Annotated in this window: 14 protein-coding genes, 1 tRNA gene and 1 riboswitch; of the genes, 3 read left to right on the forward strand and 12 right to left on the reverse strand. The window is 70.4% G+C overall.

The window, feature by feature from the left end; genetic code table 11:
- The first annotated feature begins 46 nt into the window (after nt 1-46).
- Nucleotides 47-610 (forward strand): TetR/AcrR family transcriptional regulator, encoded by a 564-nt coding sequence (locus ACFYV5_RS27240; protein ID WP_389172699.1) that lies wholly within the window; start codon nt 47-49, stop codon nt 608-610.
- Nucleotides 611-639: 29 nt separating this feature from the next.
- Here the strand turns inward: ACFYV5_RS27240 and ACFYV5_RS27245 are convergent, their stop codons facing one another.
- From ACFYV5_RS27245 to ACFYV5_RS27255, 3 genes are all read right to left on the reverse strand, one after another.
- Nucleotides 640-1,479, reverse strand: coding sequence for an arylamine N-acetyltransferase (locus ACFYV5_RS27245; RefSeq protein ID WP_389172701.1), 840 nt, complete (start codon nt 1,477-1,479; stop codon nt 640-642).
- Nucleotides 1,480-1,615: 136 nt separating this feature from the next.
- The gene (locus ACFYV5_RS27250) at nt 1,616-2,503 is read right to left on the reverse strand and encodes a Bax inhibitor-1/YccA family protein (RefSeq protein ID WP_389172703.1); all 888 of its coding nucleotides are present in this window, start codon (nt 2,501-2,503) and stop codon (nt 1,616-1,618) included.
- 132 nt (nt 2,504-2,635) lie between these two features.
- Nucleotides 2,636-2,717, reverse strand: a tRNA-Leu gene (locus ACFYV5_RS27255).
- Nucleotides 2,718-3,127: 410 nt separating this feature from the next.
- On the opposite strand from ACFYV5_RS27255, the gene ACFYV5_RS27260 reads away from it, so the two are divergent.
- Together ACFYV5_RS27260 and ACFYV5_RS27265 are read left to right on the forward strand one after the other, a co-directional pair.
- Complete coding sequence (locus ACFYV5_RS27260; protein WP_355114554.1) at nt 3,128-3,898, forward strand: ABC transporter ATP-binding protein; 771 nt, start codon at nt 3,128-3,130, stop codon at nt 3,896-3,898.
- Between the two features lie 185 nt (nt 3,899-4,083).
- Nucleotides 4,084-6,615 carry an ABC transporter permease gene (locus ACFYV5_RS27265; protein ID WP_389172706.1) on the forward strand — a complete coding sequence of 844 codons (2,532 nt, stop codon included), beginning with the start codon at nt 4,084-4,086 and terminating at the stop codon, nt 6,613-6,615.
- A 69-nt stretch (nt 6,616-6,684) separates the two neighbouring features.
- Here ACFYV5_RS27265 and ACFYV5_RS27270 read toward each other — a convergent pair whose 3' ends face one another.
- The 9 genes from ACFYV5_RS27270 to ACFYV5_RS27310 all read right to left on the reverse strand — a co-directional run bounded on the left by ACFYV5_RS27270 (nt 6,685) and on the right by ACFYV5_RS27310 (nt 17,186).
- The gene (locus tag ACFYV5_RS27270; RefSeq protein ID WP_389172708.1) at nt 6,685-7,983 is read right to left on the reverse strand and encodes a class I SAM-dependent methyltransferase; all 1,299 of its coding nucleotides are present in this window, start codon (nt 7,981-7,983) and stop codon (nt 6,685-6,687) included.
- Between the two features lie 192 nt (nt 7,984-8,175).
- Nucleotides 8,176-9,558: an NAD(P)/FAD-dependent oxidoreductase gene (locus tag ACFYV5_RS27275; protein WP_355114549.1), complete on the reverse strand. Its 1,383-nt coding sequence runs from the start codon at nt 9,556-9,558 to the stop codon at nt 8,176-8,178.
- Nucleotides 9,559-9,926: 368 nt separating this feature from the next.
- A complete protein-coding gene (locus ACFYV5_RS27280; RefSeq protein WP_389172710.1) occupies nt 9,927-10,841 on the reverse strand; it encodes an exopolyphosphatase in 915 nt (304 codons plus the stop codon).
- Entirely contained in the window at nt 10,838-11,374 is a 537-nt protein-coding gene (locus ACFYV5_RS27285; RefSeq protein ID WP_355114545.1) for a DUF501 domain-containing protein, read from the reverse strand. Before ACFYV5_RS27285 ends, ACFYV5_RS27280 begins: the two co-directional genes overlap by 4 nt.
- Before the next feature lie 104 nt (nt 11,375-11,478).
- Entirely contained in the window at nt 11,479-11,943 is a 465-nt protein-coding gene (locus ACFYV5_RS27290; RefSeq protein WP_355114544.1) for a septum formation initiator family protein, read from the reverse strand.
- Nucleotides 11,944-12,059: 116 nt separating this feature from the next.
- Nucleotides 12,060-13,346 carry a phosphopyruvate hydratase gene (gene eno / locus ACFYV5_RS27295; protein ID WP_355114543.1) on the reverse strand — a complete coding sequence of 429 codons (1,287 nt, stop codon included), beginning with the start codon at nt 13,344-13,346 and terminating at the stop codon, nt 12,060-12,062.
- Nucleotides 13,347-13,692: 346 nt separating this feature from the next.
- Nucleotides 13,693-14,385: a transglycosylase family protein gene (locus ACFYV5_RS27300; protein ID WP_389172713.1), complete on the reverse strand. Its 693-nt coding sequence runs from the start codon at nt 14,383-14,385 to the stop codon at nt 13,693-13,695.
- A 3-nt stretch (nt 14,386-14,388) separates the two neighbouring features.
- A riboswitch (cyclic di-AMP (ydaO/yuaA leader) is annotated at nt 14,389-14,564 on the reverse strand.
- A 259-nt stretch (nt 14,565-14,823) separates the two neighbouring features.
- A complete protein-coding gene (locus ACFYV5_RS27305) occupies nt 14,824-15,831 on the reverse strand; it encodes a transglycosylase family protein (RefSeq protein WP_389172715.1) in 1,008 nt (335 codons plus the stop codon).
- 113 nt (nt 15,832-15,944) lie between these two features.
- The gene (locus tag ACFYV5_RS27310; RefSeq protein WP_389172717.1) at nt 15,945-17,186 is read right to left on the reverse strand and encodes a cytochrome P450; all 1,242 of its coding nucleotides are present in this window, start codon (nt 17,184-17,186) and stop codon (nt 15,945-15,947) included.
- Nucleotides 17,187-17,263 lie beyond the last annotated feature (77 nt).

The following is a 17,263-nucleotide window of genomic DNA, read 5'->3' on the forward strand; positions in this document are numbered from 1 at the left end:
GTAGAGTAGGAGAACGATGGTTCTCCAGGCAAGGGGTGAGCGGACGATGGACACGGAAACCGCCGAGCTGCGGCTCCTGGAGGCCGCCGAGGCCCTCTTCGACGAGCGCGGGGTGCAGGCGGTCGGCATGGACGCCATCCGCACGGCGTCCGGCGTCTCCCTCAAGCGCCTTTACCAGCTCTTCCCGTCCAAGGACCATCTGGTGTGGGCCGTCCTCAACCGCCGCGACACGGCCGTACGGGAGGCCATCGCGGCCCACGGCGCACGCCACGCCGGAACCCCGTACGAGCGCGCCCTGGCGGTCTTCGACTACCTCGGCGCCTGGTTCGCCGACCCCGGCTTCCGCGGCTGCGCCTTCATCAACACCTTCGGCGAGATGGGCGGCATCTCACCGGACGTCGCCGACATCGCCCGCGGCCACAAGCAGGCCGTGCGGGAGTACTTCGCGGAGCAGACGACCGCCCTCGGCGCGCCGACGGAGCTGGCCGACCAGCTGGCGCTGCTCGCCAACGGCGCCATGGCCGTCGCGGGCATCAACGGCTCCCCCGAGCCGGCCGCCCAGGCGAAGAACGCGGCCCGGGTACTCCTGGACGCCGCGCTCACCCCCTAGGGCGTGGAGAGCCGGACCCTCGCATAGGGTCACCGCCGCTCCGCGGCCTCCCACTCCTCGTGCGCCGCGCGGACGCGATGCCACAGCTCCGCCCGCGCGGGGGCGTCCACGTCGGACAGGTCCAGCCGGAACACGCCGGCCAGTACGTCGTACCACTCGTCGGCCGAGTCGATGGTCCGCTCGTCCGTGCCCCCGGCGTCGATCCGGCGCAGCACACAGCCGCGCAGCACGTCCACACCCTTGGCGTCGCGGCGCTGGGCGGTGAGGACCCGGACGAAGCCGGACTCGGGGGAGGTGGACAGCCGTACGTGCTCGGCGGCGAAGGAGGACAGCTCCACGGGTTCCGGCGCGAAGTCCATCGCCATGAACGCGCCGCGGGGGTCATGGGTGAACCGCCAGCCGCCGGGCTCCGCCACCGACGGGGCCATCGCGTAGGTGAACGGTCCTTGGGTGTAGTCGGCTTCCCGCAGCGGCAGCGGCTCGTGCACGCCGCCCGCGAGCCCGGTGTCGACCAGCCACCGCTCGCCGTCGAGCCGCACGGTCAGCGCGAGATGGTCGCCGGCCGCGCCCGCGGTGTCCTCGGGGGTGCCCTGCACCCCGGCCCGGTGCAGGGTGACGTCGTAGCCCAGGGCCGTCAGCAGCGCGCCGAAGGCCCCGTTGAGGTGGAAGCAGTAGCCGCCGCGCCCGCGCACGATCCGGGCCACGGACTCCGCGGCGCCGATGCCCGTCGGCCGCCCCAGATGGATGTCGATGTTCTCGTAGGCGACCCGCTCCACATGCGCCCGGTGCAGTGCCCGCAGCGCCTCGACGGTCGGGGCCGCCGGCCGGGCCACCCCCAGCACGGCCAGATACCCGTCGATGTCGATCATGCTCCCCCTCACCGCCCGAACGGATGATCAGCATAGAGACCGGTACGCCCGCCGCCCCACGCCCCGTCCCCCGGGAAGAACGCGGAAGGGCCCGCCCGGCAGAAACCGGACGGGCCCTTCGTCACACGCGGGTGCGTCAGTCGTCGCCCTGCAGGATCGACAGGACGCGCAGCATCTCCAGGTAGATCCACACCAGGGTCAGGGTGAGGCCGAAGGCCGCCAGCCAGGACTCCTCGCGCGGGGCGCCGTACGTCAGACCGTCCTCGACCTGCTTGAAGTCGAGAGCGAGGAAGCAGGCACCGAGGATGATGCCGATGACACCGAAGAGGATGCCGAGGCCGCCGCTGCGGAAGCCCAGGCCGTCACCGGCGCCGTCGAACAGCGAGAACAGCGCGTTGACCGCCATCAGCAGGATGAAGCCGATCGCGGCCGCCATCACGAAGCCGTAGAAACGGCGGGTCACACGGATCCAGCGCATCTTGTACGCGATCAGCACGCCGGCGAAGACCGCCATCGTGCCGAGGACCGCCTGCGCGACCACACCGGGCGAGATGTAGGTCGAGACCGCGGCCGAGATGACGCCGAGGAACACACCCTCGAACGCCGCGTAGGCCAGGATCAGCGCGGGCGAGGGCTTGCGCTTGAAGGACTGCACCATCGCCAGGACGAAGGCCACCAGGGCGGCGCCGATGGCGATGCCGTACGACTTGGTGATGTTCGCCTCGTCGACCGGCAGCAGGAACCACGACAGGGCGGCGGTGACCACGACCGTGCCGAGCGTCATGGCCGTACGGCTCACGACGTCGTCGATCGTCATCACATTGCCGCGTGCCTGCTGCGGGGCCCCGAGCTGGGTGTCCTGCGCGTACGGGTTGGTCGCGTACGGGTTCGTCGCGCCTTCGGCGTAGGGGTTGGTTCCGACGGCGGGGCCCCCGGCCTGCGGCTGCTGCGCGTTGAAGCCGGCGTAGCCGCTGTTGTCGCGGCTGAACCCCCGTCGCGAGAAGACCGGGTTGCTGCTCCTCATCTCACTCCTCCATGGCCGCACTGCGCGGCCTTGCGTCAAGAGTAATGCGGAAGCAAAAGAAACTCCCTAGTGCTCGGGGAGGATCTTTCCGAGATCGTTAGAGAAGACCGGCGGTCGAGGGGTGGTGAGCTGTGCCCGGAACCGGACTCGAACCGGTACGGCCCGAAGGCCAGCGAGGTTTAAGCTCGCCGTGTCTGCATTCCACCACCCGGGCATGGCGCGCGGCTCCGCGTTGGCACATGAGCCTATCGGGAGGCTTCCCCCGTTCAGCGGAACGGCGGCCCGATGTTGTCTTATTTTATTGACGTCTGAGGGTGCGTCAGTGCAGGTGGGGGCCCATCTGACGAACTGTGACAGGGGTCGCAGGCGCAAAGGCGCGTACGCCGGAATGACGGAAAGTCGCCGCATCTATGTCATGTCTCCCGCGGGGCACGCGCCCGGCCCGCGCTCGGTCGGGGCTCGGAGTCGGTCTCAGGGGTCCTGTCATACCTCAGGAGGAGGGAAGAGCCTCCCGGTCCGACTCGAGGCTGCCCCAGGAACGGGCACGTGGGCGGACGCTCCGGGCCTCAACGCTCGACACGATGGAGTGGTTCCCGAACATCCGCAGTGACAGGAGTCCACCTCGTGACCACCACCCCCACCGTGTCCCGCGCCACCGCGGTGGCCGCCCGCGCCACGGATCTCTCGAAGGTCTACGGACAGGGCGAGACCCAGGTGGTCGCCCTGGACCACGTCACCGTCGACTTCCGGCAGGGCGAGTTCACCGCGATCATGGGCCCCTCGGGTTCCGGCAAGTCGACCCTGATGCACTGCGTCGCCGGTCTGGACTCCTTCAGCTCCGGCTCCGTCCGCCTCGGCGAGACCGAGCTGGGCACGCTGAAGGACAAGCAGCTCACGCAGCTGCGCCGGGACAAGATCGGCTTCATCTTCCAGGCGTTCAACCTGCTGCCGACGCTGACGGCCCTGGAGAACATCACGCTGCCGATGGACATCGCGGGCCGCAAGCCCGACAAGCAGTGGGTGGAGAAGGTCATCGACATGATCGGCCTGTCCGGCCGGCTGAGCCACCGGCCCGCGCAGCTCTCCGGCGGCCAGCAGCAGCGCGTCGCCGTGGCCCGTGCGCTGGCCTCCCGCCCGGAGATCATCTTCGGCGACGAGCCGACCGGAAACCTGGACTCGCGCTCGGGCGCGGAGGTGCTGGGCTTCCTGCGCAATTCGGTACGGGAGCTGGGCCAGACGGTCGTCATGGTCACGCACGATCCGGTCGCCGCGTCCTACGCGGACCGGGTGATCTTCCTCGCGGACGGCCGGATCGTCGACGAGATGCTCGCGCCGACGGCGGACGGTGTGCTGGACCGCATGAAGGCCTTCGACGCGAAGGGCCGCACGAGCTGACGGCGCCCGCGCCGCCGCCTCGCCTCCTCCGGCTCCGCCCCGTAGACCCCGCGATCCTCGGGGCCTGACGCCTCCGCGACCCGCGACAGCGACGGGCCCGAGCCGGTCCGGTTACGGCCACGCCCCACCCACCCGACTTCTCCCCGCGCGCCCCGGCGCCGGCGGGGCACACTCCAGGACACACCATGTTCCGTACCGCCTTGCGCAATGTGCTCGCGCACAAGGCCAGGCTGCTGATGACCGTGCTCGCCGTCATGCTCGGCGTGGCCTTCGTCTCCGGCACCCTGGTCTTCACCGACACCCTCTCCCAGGCCTTCCGCAACCAGTCGGCCAAGAGCTACGACGACGTGGCCGTCGCCGTCAGCCTGCAACCGAGCCCCGACGAGGCCGCCAAGACCCCCGGGCTCTCCCAGGACGTGCTCGACCGCATCGAGAAGCTCGACGGCGTCGCCTCCGTCTCCGGACGGGTCGGCGGCTTCGCCGGCGTGCCCGACAAGGACGGCAAGCTGATCGGCGTCGGCTGGTCCAACAAGGGCACGAACTTCGCCCCCGGCAAGGACGGCAAGGACCGGGCGTACGACTTCGTCCTGGGCGCCGGCCCGGTGCGGGACGGTCAGATCGCGCTCGACAAGGAGACCGCCGCCAAGGGCGGCTACAAGGTCGGCGACACCGTCCGCGTGGCCACCAACGGCCCGGTGAAGGAGTACACCCTCTCCGGTGTCTTCACCACCGAGGACGGCGCCGTCAGCGCCGGCGGCAGCCTGGTCCTCTTCGACACCTCCGCCGCCCAGCAGCAGTACCTGAAGCCCGGCTACTTCCAGGACGCCGCCGTCGTCGCCGCCCCCGGCACCGACGCCGACAAGCTCCTGGACGAGGTCCTGAAGGTCGTCCCGAAGGCCGCCACCGCCCAGACCGGGCAGGCGCTCGCCGACGAGCAGGCCCGTCAGATCGAGGAAGGGCTCGGCGCGCTCAACAAGGTGCTGCTCGGCTTCGCCGGCATCGCGCTCTTTGTCGGTGTCTTCCTGATCTCCAACACCTTCACCATGCTGGTCGCCCAGCGCACGAAGGAACTGGCCCTGATGCGCGCGGTCGGTGCCTCGCGCAAGCAGGTCACCCGCTCCGTCCTCGCCGAGGCCGGTCTGGTCGGCCTGGTCGCCTCGGTCATCGGCTACGGCCTCGGCGTGGCCCTGGCCCTCGGGCTGCGCGCCGGCATGAACGCCTTCGACCTGAAGGTGCCGGACGGCCCGCTGGTCCTCGGCACCACCCCGATCGTCTCCGCGCTCGCCGTGGGCATCCTGATCACCATGCTCGCCGCCTGGCTGCCCGGCCGCCGTGCCGCGAAGATCCCCCCGGTGGCCGCGATGAGCAGCGTCCACGCCGCCGCGACGACCAAGTCCCTGGTGGTGCGCAACTCCATCGGCGCCGCGCTCACCGCGCTCGGCGTGGTCCTGATCGTGTTCGGCGCGGGCAAGGGCGGCGACACGGGCCAGGCGGTCATCGCGGGCGGCGCCTTCCTCACCCTCATCGGCGTGATCGTGCTGATCCCGCTGCTGTCCCGCCCGGTGATCGCCGTGATCCGCCCCTTCTTCGTGAAGGCCTTCGGGGTCTCCGGCAAGCTCGCCGGCCTCAACGCGGTCCGCAACCCGCGCCGTACCGGCGCCACCGCCTCCGCGCTCGCCATCGGCCTGACCCTGGTCACCGGCCTCTCGGTGCTCGGCGCGACGGTCGGCACGGCCATCGACAAGATGACGACGGACCAGATCACGGCCGACTACATGGTCACCATGGCCAGCGGCGAGGGGCTGAGCGCGGACGCGCTCGCCGCGATCGAGAAGGCGCCCGGCGTCGTCGCCTCCTCGCCGCAGCAGGCCGGCTGGTTCGATCTGGAAGGCAAGGGCGTCTCGGCCTCGGGTGTCACCCCGATCGACATCGAGCGGGTCCTCAAGCTCACCACGGTGAAGGGCTCCCTCGACACCCTCGGCGAGGGTCAGATCGCGGTCGCCGAGAAGACCGCGACCAAGCAGGGCTGGAAGGTCGGCGACACGCTGCCGGTCGAGTTCATGGACCAGCGGAAGGGCAAGCTGACGGTCGGCGCGGTCTTCGAGGACAGCGAGTTCGTCTCGCCGGTCCTGGTGGACTCCGCGATCCTCGCCTCGCACGAGCAGCAGGCCCACATCCCCCAGATCTTCGTCTCGATGGACGGCGGCTCCTCGGCGGCCAACGAGAAGGCGCTCGCGAAGGCGATGGGCGACAACCCGGCCATCACCGTCATGGACCACAAGGACATCCGTGACGCCTTCGGCGGCCCGATCAACATCCTGCTGAACATCATGTACGGCCTGCTGGCGATGGCCCTGATCATCGCGGTCCTCGGTGTCGTGAACACCCTCGCCATGTCGGTCTTCGAGCGGCAGCAGGAGATCGGGATGCTGCGGGCGATCGGTCTCGACCGTCGCCGGGTCAAGCGGATGGTCCGTCTGGAGGCCGTGGTCATCTCGCTGTTCGGCGCGGTGGTCGGCATCGGTCTCGGCTCGTTCCTCGGCTGGGCGATCGGCGAGACGTTCAAGGCCAGCCTGCCGGGTTACGCCCTGGTCCTGCCCTGGGACCGGATCGGGATCTTCGTGGTCCTCGCCGGCCTGGTCGGTGTGCTGGCCTCCCTCTGGCCCGCCCGCAGCGCGGCGAAGCTGAACATGCTGAACGCCATCAAGGCCGAGTAGCGGCGGCACGGGTACGAGGAAGGGCCGGGCTCCCGCACAGGGGCCCGGCCCTTCCTCGTACACCCGATGTCAGGGCTTCTCGTTCCACACCCGGGGCCGCAGGGGCACGCCCGAGGCGCCCGACTCGGGCGTCCTCACCGCGAGGAACTGGTTCACGCCGATCCGGTTGCGCTCGAAGGCGACGGCGGAGGCGGCCATGTAGAGCCGCCAGATCCTGGCCCGGCCGGGCGAGGTGTTCCGTACGGCCCGGCTCCAGTCGGCCTCCAGGTTGGCCACCCAGCGGCGCAGCGTCAGGGCGTAGTGCTCGCGGATGGCCTCCACGTCACGGACCTCGAAGCCGGCGTCCTCCAGGGTGGAGAGCGTGCGGCCCATCGGGGCCAGCTCGCCGTCCGGGAAGACGTACGCGTCGATGAACGCGTCCACCTGGTAGGCGGTCTCGTCCGGTTCGGGGCGGCGGGAGATCTGGTGGTTGAGCAGCCGGCCGCCGGGCTTGAGGAGCGCGTACAGGGTGTCGGCGTACTCGCGGTAGCGGACCGCGCCGACGTGTTCGGCCATCCCGATGGACGAAATGGCGTCGTACGGGCCGTCCTTGACGTCCCGGTAGTCCTGGACGCGGATCTCGATCCGGTCGGTCAGCCCCTCCTCGGCGATCCGCTTGCGGGCGTAGGCGGCCTGCTCGCGGGAGAGGGTGATGCCGACGACCTGGGCGCCGTACTCGCGGGCCGCGTGCATGGCCATGGAGCCCCAGCCGCAGCCGACGTCGAGCAGCCGGTCGCCCTCCTTCAGGTTCAGCTTGCGGGCGATGAGGTCCAGCTTGTCGCGCTGGGCGTCCTCCAGGGTGCCGCCGTCCGTCCAGTACGCGCACGAGTAGACCATCGAGGGCCCGAGGACCAGCTCGTAGAAGTCGTTGCCCACGTCGTAGTGGTGACTGATCGCCTGCTTATCGCGGTGCTTGCTGTGGCGGGAGCCGGAGCGCCGGCGCATCTCCTCGGCGGGCGGCGCGGGCGGCGGGAAAGGACCGGCCAGTTTGAGCAGGGCGCGCGCCGCGGCGCGCAGCTTCGGGTCGCGTACGGACTCCAGGGCGCCCCTGGTCTCGTCCGCGCGCTCCCAGATCAGTCCGGAGAGCCGGTCCAGGACCTCGTAGAGGTCTCCCTCGACGTCGATCTCACCGGCCACCCAGGCCCGGGCGAGGCCCAGCTCGCCGGGCTTCCACAGCAACCGTCGCAGGGCGCGACGGTGCCGGACGATCAGGACGGGGCCGTCCCCGGGCCCGGCTTGGCTGCCGTCCCAGGCTCGCAGACGCACCGGGAGCGGGGTCCCCAGGAGATCCTCCGCGAGAGTGGTCAGCCGCAATGCGGCGTCGGCCATGGTGCACACCTCCGTGATGTCGTGCCCCAGAAATGCTCGTCACCACGTAAACACCCTCCGTAGGCGTTTTTCGTCCCGTCGGCACGCAACGACTCGGCAAAACACTCGGGCGGAAGACTCGGGCGGACATGCCGAAGGGCCGTCCGCACCACGGATGGCGGACGGCCCTTACGGAGGTGTACTGCGGTGGAGCTAGGAGGCCTTGGCCTTCTCCTGGCTCGCGGCGGCGGCCGGAGCGGGAGCGGGCTTGGCCGCCTCGTAGAACTCCTCGCGCGGCGTCTCCATCGCACCGAGGGAGACGACCTCGCGCTTGAGGAACATCGCGAGGGTCCAGTCGGCGAAGACGCGGATCTTGCGGTTCCAGGTCGGCACGGCCAGACCGTGGTAGCCACGGTGCATGTACCAGGCGAGACGGCCCTTGAGCTTGATCTTCATCTTGCCCATGACGATCATCGCGACGCCCTTGTGCAGGCCGAGACCCGCGACCGCGCCCTTGTTGGCGTGCGCGTACTCCTTCTGCGGGAAGCCCCGCATGCCGGAGACCACGTTGTCGCCGAGGACCTTCGCCTGGCGCAGCGCGTGCTGGGCGTTCGGCGGGCACCAGGCGTTCTCCACGCCGGCCTTGCGGGCGGCGAGGTCCGGAACCTGGGCGTTGTCGCCCGCGGTCCAGATGTAGTCGGTGCCGGTGACCTGGAGGGTCGGCTGGGCGTCCACGTGGCCGCGCGGGCCGAGCGGGAGGCCGAAGCGGGCCAGCGCCGGGTTGGGCTTGACGCCCGCGGTCCAGACGATGGTGCTGGAGTCGACCTCGAGGCCGTTCTTCAGCACGACGTGGCCGTCGACGCAGGAGTCCATCGACGTCGAGAGGTAGATCTCGACGCCACGGCCCTCGAGGTGCTCCTTGCCCCAGCGGCCCAGCTCCGGGCCGACCTCGGGAAGGATCTTGTCGGCGGCGTCGACCAGGATGAAGCGCATGTCCTCGCGCTTCACGTTGGTGTAGTACTTCGCCGCGTCGCGGGCCATGTCCTCGACCTCGCCGATGGTCTCCGCGCCGGCGAAGCCGCCGCCCACGAAGACGAAGGTCAGCGCCTTGCGGCGGACCTCCTCGTCGGTCGTCGAGTCCGCCTTGTCCAGCTGCTCCAGGACGTGGTTGCGGAGGCCGATGGCCTCCTCCACGCCCTTCATGCCGATGCCCTGCTCGGCGAGGCCGGGGATCGGGAAGGTACGGGAGACCGCGCCCATCGCGATGACCAGGTAGTCGAAGGGCAGCTCGTAGGCCTCGCCGACGAGCGGCGCGACCGTGGCGACCTTGCGGTCCTGATCGATGGTGGTGACGCGACCGGTGAGCACCTCGGCTCCGCGCACGACGCGTCGCAGCGGGACGACGACGTGACGCGGCGAGATGCTGCCTGCGGCGGCTTCGGGGAGGAAGGGCTGGTACGTCATGTACGACCGCGGGTCGACGACCGTGACGGTCGCCTCGCCGAAGCGCATCTTCTTGAGGATGCGCCGAGCTGCGTACAGGCCTACGTACCCACCGCCTACTACGAGGATCCTGGGACGCTCCGTGGTGCTCATGCATCGAGTATCCACCCCTCTGAGGGGGGTCGCTCGTGCGCCCCTTCACAAGGTCTTCGGGGTGTTCTGCTACACTCCGCCGCCCACGTGACCCACGTCATGGTCGTGCAAAGGAACCAGGGTGCGGGGGTGAACGTTGTTCACCCCTACTGAACTGGCCCGGAGAGCGGTTCTTAACGCTGAACCACAGGGTGCGTTCACACGATGGAAACATCGAGCGAAGACGGCTCCGCGCCTACGAAAGAGCCCCGACAGGGGTGTTGGAGGCTCTGAAGCCCCTCCGCGACCCCCATCAGGGCTCTTTTCCTTGTGAAGAACTTCACGAACTTTCCCGACGGGTCGTTTCCGGACGCGTCGCCGGGTGCCCGTTATGCCACGGACAGAGCGATTCCGTCGAGGATGTCGTGCTCGCTGACGACGACCTCGCGGGCCCCGGTCCGCTCCATGATCTCGAGCAGGACCAGCGCCCCGGCGATGATCACGTCGACCCGTCCCGGGTGCATGACGGGGATCGCCGCGCGCTCGTCGTGGGTGGAGCCGAGCAGCCGGCCGACCACCTCGGCGACGCGGTCGTAGGAGATCCGGGAGCGGTGGATCTTCTCGGAGTCGTACTCCTCCAGGTCCAGCGCGATCGCGGCGACCGTGGTCACGGAGCCGGCGAGCCCGACGAGGGTGTCGGCCTCGGCGATCGGGACGGTCCGCTCGGCCACGTCGAGCGCGGCCCGGATGTCGGCGCGGATCGCCTCGACCTCGGCAGCGGCCGGCGGGTCGCTGCGGACGTGCCGCTCGGTGAGCCGTACACAGCCGATGTCGACGGACCGGGCGGCCTCGACGTGCCGGTTGCCGACGACGAACTCCGTCGAGCCGCCGCCGATGTCGACGACCAGGTACCGCTCGTCCCCGTGCAGTTCGAGCGTGGCGCCGGTGAAGGAGAACTCGGCCTCCTGGTCGCCGGAGATCACCTCGGGCTCGACGCCCAGGATGTCCAGGACCCCGGCGACGAACTCGTCGCGGTTCTCGGCGTCGCGGGAGGCGGAGGTGGCCACGAAGCGCACCTTCTCGGCGCCCAGTTCCTTGATGACGGCCGCGTACGCGCGACAGGCCGCGAAGGTCCGCTCCAGGGCCTCGGGCGCGAGCCGGCCGGTCTTGTCGACGCCCTGCCCGAGCCGGACGATCGTCATCCGCCGGTCCAGCTCGATCAGCTCACCCGTGTCCGGGTGGACGTCGGCGACCAGGAGGCGGATGGAGTTCGTCCCGCAGTCGATGCCCGCGACCCGGGTCATTCGGCGGCCTCCCTCTCCCCGCAGGGGTCGACGCAGGGGCCCTTGGCCCACCACTCCGGCAGCATCGCGAGGGCCTCGTCGCCCAGCGGGTTCACGCCGGGACCCGCGGCCAGCGAGTGGCCGACCAGGACATGCAGGCACTTGACCCGGTCCGGCATGCCGCCGGCGCTGGGGAAGCCCTCCAGGACCTCGATGGCGTCGCGGCGGGCGATGTAGTCCTCGTGCGCGGCCCGGTAGGCGGCGGCCAGCTCAGGGTCGGTGCCGAGCCGGGCCTGCATCTCCTTCATGACCCCGTTGGCCTCGAGCGTGCCGATCGCGGAGGCCGCACGGGGGCAGGTCAGGTAGTACGTGGTGGGGAACGGGGTGCCGTCCGGGAGCCGCGGCGCGGTCTCGACGACATCCGGGTTGCCGCACGGGCAACGGTGCGCGATGGCGCGCAGCCCCCGGGGCGGTCGGCCGAGCTGCGCCTCGAAGGCGGCGACGTCCGCGTCGGTGGGCTCGGTGCGTGCGGTCTGCGGAGGGGGCGTTTCCATGCGGCGTCTTGTCTTCTCGTCGGTGGTCGGTCGGTGGGCCGGTGGCAGCGGCCCGATGGCCGGGAGCCCCGGAGGCCCGGGCCCCATCATCTCGTGTCGACGGGCTAGCGGCGCGCGTCGGTGTGGTCGACGCCGTCCCAGAGGTCGGAGTACCAGGGGCGGTCGGTCGCGCCCTGCTCCTCGCGGCGGGCGCGCTCGGCCTCGGGGTCGTTCACGGTGAAGCCGGTCTCGCCGGGCATCACGTAGTGCAGGTGCTCGCGGGCGAGGCGGCGGACGTAGGCCGGGTCCTGGAGACGGGCCTTCTCGTCGCGCAGCTCCTCGACCCGGGCGGCGGCCTCGGCCGCCTGGCGCTGCTGCTCCGCGATCTCGCCACGCTGGGAGACGTACTGCCGCATGGGGTAGGCGAGCGCCACCACCAGGGAGCAGACGACCAGGGCGAGGAAGGCCGCCCGGCCGGTGAGGCGGGAGCGGCGGGCCTGACGGCGGGTCTGGGAGCGGTAGACACGGGCGGCGGTCTGCTCGCCGAGCAGCTTGATCCTGGTCGCGGTCGAGAACCGGTCCCGGGCCATGTGCGCGCCTCCCCATTACGTACGAACGTCCCCGCACACGGTACGGGACCGCGTGCGGGGACGTATGTACGACGGGCTGTCGGCCCGTGAGCCGGTGTCAGCCCTTGCTGTGCTTATCAGTTCGCAGAGCGAAACCGCGGGAAAGCGCTGCGGCCGGCGTAGACCGCGGCGTCGTCGAGGATCTCCTCGATGCGCAGGAGCTGGTTGTACTTGGCGACGCGCTCGGAGCGGGCCGGGGCGCCGGTCTTGATCTGGCCGCAGTTGGTGGCGACGGCCAGGTCGGCGATGGTGACGTCCTCGGTCTCGCCGGAGCGGTGGGACATCATGCACTTGAAGCCGTTGCGCTGGGCCATCTCGACGGCGTCGAGGGTCTCGGTCAGCGAACCGATCTGGTTGACCTTGACCAGGAGGGCGTTGGCGGTGTTCTCCTCGATGCCGCGGGCCAGGCGCTCCGGGTTGGTGACGAACAGGTCGTCACCGACCAGCTGCACCTTGGCGCCGAGCTTGTCGGTGATGGCCTTCCAGCCGGCCCAGTCGTCCTCGAACAGCGGGTCCTCGATGGAGACCAGCGGGTACGCGTCGACGAGCTCCGCGTAGTAGTCGGTCATCTCGGCGGCCGAGCGGGTCTTGCCCTCGAACTCGTACGAGCCGTCCTTGTAGAACTCGGACGCGGCGACGTCGAGCGCCAGCGCGATGTCCTTGCCCGGGACGTAGCCGGCCTGCTTGATGGCCTCGAGGATGAGGTCGAGCGCCTCGCGGTTGGAGCCGAGGTTCGGGGCGAAGCCGCCCTCGTCGCCGAGACCGGTGGACAGGCCCTTGGTCTTCAGGACGGACTTGAGGGTGTGGTAGACCTCGGTGCCCCAGCGCAGGGCCTCGGAGAAGGACTCCGCGCCGATCGGCGCGATCATGAACTCCTGGATGTCCACGTTGGAGTCGGCGTGCGAGCCGCCGTTCAGGATGTTCATCATCGGAACGGGCAGCAGGTGCGCGTTCGGGCCGCCCAGGTAGCGGAAGAGCGGGAGGTCGGAGGCCTCGGAGGCGGCGTGCGCGACGGCGAGGGAGACGCCGAGGATGGCGTTGGCGCCGAGCGAGGCCTTGTTGTCGGTGGCGTCCAGGTCGAACATGGCCTGGTCGATCAGGCGCTGCTCGGTGGCGTCGTAGCCGACGAGCTCCGGGCCGATCTGCTCGATGACGGCGAGGACGGCCTTCTCCACGCCCTTGCCCATGTAGCGGCTCTTGTCTCCGTCACGGAGCTCAATGGCCTCGAACGCTCCGGTGGAGGCACCGGACGGAACGGCAGCACGGCCGGTGCTGCCGTCGTCGAGGCCGACCTCGACCTCGACCGTGGGGTTGCCTCGGGAGTCCAGGATTTCCCGGGCTACGACGACGTCGATGGACGGCACGAGCATCTCCTTCTGGGATGTGACGCTAGATGTGACGAACACTTGTGCAGGGTCGCTTCGGCCTTGCGACAAGAGCCTAACCGGCTCCGGGGCTCCGGCCAGCCGGGCGCCCGCCCGCTGGGACGAAAAAGGACCCAAGGGCATGCATCCCGGGGCGAACGACCCCGAAGCTACCTTCCGGTAACGCGGACCTCCGGAAGGCGGAGCCCTCGGGAAGGGGGAGCCCTCGGGAAACGCGGAACCCCGGTCCGGCGCGCACGGGGGAAGGGCGCGCCGGACCGGGGTGGTCACCGCGGGAGGGTCGGAGGGACCGCGTGAGCCGCCGGACTCACGCGAACCGCCGGGCTCACTTCAGGTGAAGCTGCTGGCCCGGGTAGATCAGGTCGGCGTCGTCGACGACGTCCTTGTTGAGCTGGAAGAGCTTCTCCCAGCCACCCTTGACGTCGTGGGCGGCGGCGATCTTGCTCAGCGTGTCGCCGGCGACGACCTTGTACTCGCCGTCGCCCTTCTCGACCTTCTTGCCGGTCGGGGTGGTGACGGTCTTCTTGGACTCGGCCTTCTTCGGGGCGGTCCGCGTCTCGCTGCGGGTCGTCGGCTGCTCGGCCTGACGCTCCTGCTTCGGGGCGGCCTGCTGGGCAGGCGCCTCGACGGCACCGGTGTCCGGGGAGGCGCTGGAGAGGCCCACGCCACAGCTCGGCCAGGCACCCTTGCCCTGACCGGCGAGGACCTTCTCGGCGATCGCGATCTGCTGCGACTTCGAGGCCTGGTCGGCGGTGGCGGCGTACGCGGTGCCACCGTAGGCGGCCCACGTGGAGGCGGAGAACTGCAGGCCGCCGTAGTAGCCGTTGCCGGTGTTGATGGACCAGTTGCCGCCGGACTCGCACTGGGCGACGGTGTCCCACTCGGAGGCGGTGGCGGCCGAGGCGGACCCGGCGGTCATCAGCGGGGCGGCGACGGCGACACCGGCGACACCGGCGAGGGCGACGGCGCGGGTGGCCTTGGAGGGACGGCGGTGTTTGCCCTTGGCGGAAAACAGCATGGGAAATCTCCTCACCGACGCCTACGAGGTGAGCTGTCGGGTTCGGGCCATGTGAGTTGCCCGGCCGCGCGACCTAGCGCGCGGCTTCACCCCAAGCCGCTCCGTCGGCCGTCTGTCTCAACGGCCGGGGGCGGCACTTACCTTGGGTCCCCCGCTCCTGCCTTCGGCGCATGACGCGACGACTGTTCCCATCGGCCGACGGCAGGATTCGGCGTATCGGTCGACGGGGCCCGCGGTGGCGAGCGGTGATGACCGTAGACACAGACCCCTCGGAAGTTCAAAGACGTCCATTGGGGAAAAATCGCCCGTACGTGCTCCGGGACGAAGGGTGTTTACGCAGGTGAGAGGTGACGGAAGCAAAGTTTGCGGACGTGATACGCCAGTTGCGACAAAGAGACCCATGTCTCACTTGCACAGAACTGGACATACAGAATCTAACTAACCCTTGGATCCGGGCAGACCGATCGTCAGATCGAGGCTCTGGCCAGGCAGGATCAGGTCCGGATCGGTGCCGACCGTCGACCGGTTGGCGTCGTAGAGGGCGCCCCAGCCGCCGGGGAGTTCGTTCTCCTGAGCAATCTCGGTGAGACTGTCGCCCGGCTTGACGGTGTATGCGTCCGAAGTGTCCTTGGAGTCCGCTACGTCCTCGGAGCCCCCGGAGTCCGTTCCGTCCGCAAGGTCCGCATTGTTGGCATCCTCGCCCGGCGTCACCCCACCTGTCGGCGCGTCAGTCGGCGAGGTGCCCGGCGAGGTGCTCGGTGACGCGTGACGTCCCGTTTCGCCAATACTGCCCGGATTGACCGTCTCCTCCGGGGCCGCGTCACCGCGGTGCTTGCCGGTGCCTGACTCCACCGGCACGGAGGGCGTGGTGGGTGCGGTGGGCGTGGCGGACGTGACGGGCGCCTCCGTGAGGGCGTCCGGGGCCGGCGTCGCGGGCGCGGTCGTCTCGGGAGTGGTGGCGTCGGGGGCCGCGGGGGCGGCCGGAAGGCCCGCGGTCAGGTTCGACTCCGGGAGGGGGGCCGTGGACTCCGGCGGAGCGACCGCCGGACCCGGGTCGACACCGGGAGCGGCGCCGTCGTTCGTCAACCCGGCGATCGGGGCGCAGGTGGCCCACTGCATGGAGCCCGCGGCGAGCGCCTTCTCGGCCACCGCGATCTGCTGGGCGCGGCTGGCGAGATCGGCACTGGTGGCGTACGCGAGGCCGCCGTACGTCTCCCAGGTCTCCTGCGTGAACTGCAGCCCGCCGTAGAGCCCGTTGCCGAAGTGGGCGCTCCACAGGCCGCCCGACTCGCACTCGGCGACCCGGTCCCAGGTGGCGGCGTCGGCGGCGGAGGCGGAGCCCGCGGCGAGCAGCGGCAGAGCGAGGGCCGACCCCGTGACGCCTGCGGCGACGACGATGGCGGGGGCCTGGCGGGGTCTGCGGTGTCGACCGTTCCCGGAGCGCATGCGGAGTGCCTTTCGCGTGACTGCTGAGGTGACGGTGAACGTAGCGGCATTCGAACGTCAGTCACAAGTCGATGCAGCGGAGATCACGTAAAAGTCACAGTCTTGACGGGCCGTCAGCTCACAACTCGGTCGAACCGCACCGGAAGGGTACGCAACCCCCGCATGATGAGGCCTCCGCGCCACCGCAGATCGGCCGGATCGGCGGCAAGTCGCAGCTCCGGCAGGCGGGTCAGCAGCGTGGCGAGCGCGATCTGGCCCTCCAGCCGGGCGAGCGGGGCACCGATGCAGTAGTGGATGCCGTGCCCGTACCCCAAGTGCTGGTTGTCGCGCCGGGACAGATCGAGGGTGTCCGGCTCGTCGAAGCGCGCCGGGTCGCGGTCGGCGGCGGCGAGCACGACGAGGACCGGGTCACCCGCAGGGATCGCCTGCCCGCCGATGGTCAACGGCTCCCTGGCGTACCGCCAGGTCGCCAGCTCCACCGGCCCGTCGTAGCGCAGCAGCTCCTCGACCCCGGTCTCCAGCAGGCCCCGCTCCCCCGCCGCGAGCGAGGTCTCGAGACGCGCGCGCTCCTCCGGGTTGCGCAGCAGGGCGTACACCCCGTTGCCGATGAGGTTGACGGTGGTCTCGAACCCCGCGAAGAGAAGGATGAAGGCCATGGCGGCCGCCTCGTTCTCGGTGAGGTGCTCGCCGTGGTCCGAGGCCTTGATGAGCCCCGAGATCAGGTCGTCGCCCGGGTCGAGCCGCTTGCGGTGGATCAGCTCCGCGAGATACCCGCGCATCTTCTTGACCGACCGTGCCACCCCGCCGCGCGGCCCGCCGCCGTGGCGGATCATCATCCCGGCCCAGTCCCGGAAGTCGTCCTGGTCCTCGCGGGGGACGCCGAGCAGGTCGCAGATCGCGTAGATGGGCAGCGGGAAGGCGAACTCGTGGATGAGGTCGGCCTCCCCGGTCTCCGCGAAGGAGTCGATCAGCCGGTCGGTCAGCTCTTGGACCCGCGGGGCGAACTCGGCGACCCGGCGCGGGGTGAACGCCTTGGACACCAGCCGCCGCAGCCGGGTGTGGTCCGGTGGGTCGATGTTGAGCAGATGTGTCATCAGCTCGGCCTTGCGCTCCCCGGGGATCCCGGTCTTCCCCTTGGCGTGCGAGGGCTCGTCGTGGTGGGCCGGGTTCTTCGACAGACGCTGGTCGGCGAGGGCCTGCCGGGCGTCGGCGTACCGCGTCACCAGCCAGGCGTCGACCCCGCTGGGCAGCTTCGTCCGGTGGACGGGCGCGTGCTCGCGCAGCCAGGCGTAGGCCGGGTACGGATCGGTCGCGAACTCCCAGGTGAAGAGCTCGGGGGCGGGGGGCGTGCTCACCCTGAGACGGTACAAGGTCGCCCCCGCGCCGGCTTCCCGGTGGCCGGGGGTCCCGTATGTGATCGTCCGGTGAAGAG

Origin of the sequence: Streptomyces sp. NPDC003035, from assembly GCF_042888285.1 — a bacterium.
In the GTDB taxonomy this organism is placed as follows: domain Bacteria; phylum Actinomycetota; class Actinomycetes; order Streptomycetales; family Streptomycetaceae; genus Streptomyces.

Coding starts and splice junctions, on each gene's coding strand:
- ACFYV5_RS27240 (WP_389172699.1), top strand. CDS start 47: ATGGACACGGAAACCGCCGAGCTGCGGCTCCTGGAGGCCGCCGAGGCC.
- ACFYV5_RS27245 (WP_389172701.1), bottom strand. CDS start 1,479: ATGATCGACATCGACGGGTATCTGGCCGTGCTGGGGGTGGCCCGGCCG.
- ACFYV5_RS27250 (WP_389172703.1), bottom strand. CDS start 2,503: ATGAGGAGCAGCAACCCGGTCTTCTCGCGACGGGGGTTCAGCCGCGAC.
- ACFYV5_RS27265 (WP_389172706.1), top strand. CDS start 4,084: ATGTTCCGTACCGCCTTGCGCAATGTGCTCGCGCACAAGGCCAGGCTG.
- ACFYV5_RS27270 (WP_389172708.1), bottom strand. CDS start 7,983: ATGGCCGACGCCGCATTGCGGCTGACCACTCTCGCGGAGGATCTCCTG.
- ACFYV5_RS27275 (WP_355114549.1), bottom strand. CDS start 9,558: ATGAGCACCACGGAGCGTCCCAGGATCCTCGTAGTAGGCGGTGGGTAC.
- ACFYV5_RS27280 (WP_389172710.1), bottom strand. CDS start 10,841: ATGACCCGGGTCGCGGGCATCGACTGCGGGACGAACTCCATCCGCCTC.
- ACFYV5_RS27285 (WP_355114545.1), bottom strand. CDS start 11,374: ATGGAAACGCCCCCTCCGCAGACCGCACGCACCGAGCCCACCGACGCG.
- ACFYV5_RS27290 (WP_355114544.1), bottom strand. CDS start 11,943: ATGGCCCGGGACCGGTTCTCGACCGCGACCAGGATCAAGCTGCTCGGC.
- ACFYV5_RS27300 (WP_389172713.1), bottom strand. CDS start 14,385: ATGCTGTTTTCCGCCAAGGGCAAACACCGCCGTCCCTCCAAGGCCACC.
- ACFYV5_RS27305 (WP_389172715.1), bottom strand. CDS start 15,831: ATGCGCTCCGGGAACGGTCGACACCGCAGACCCCGCCAGGCCCCCGCC.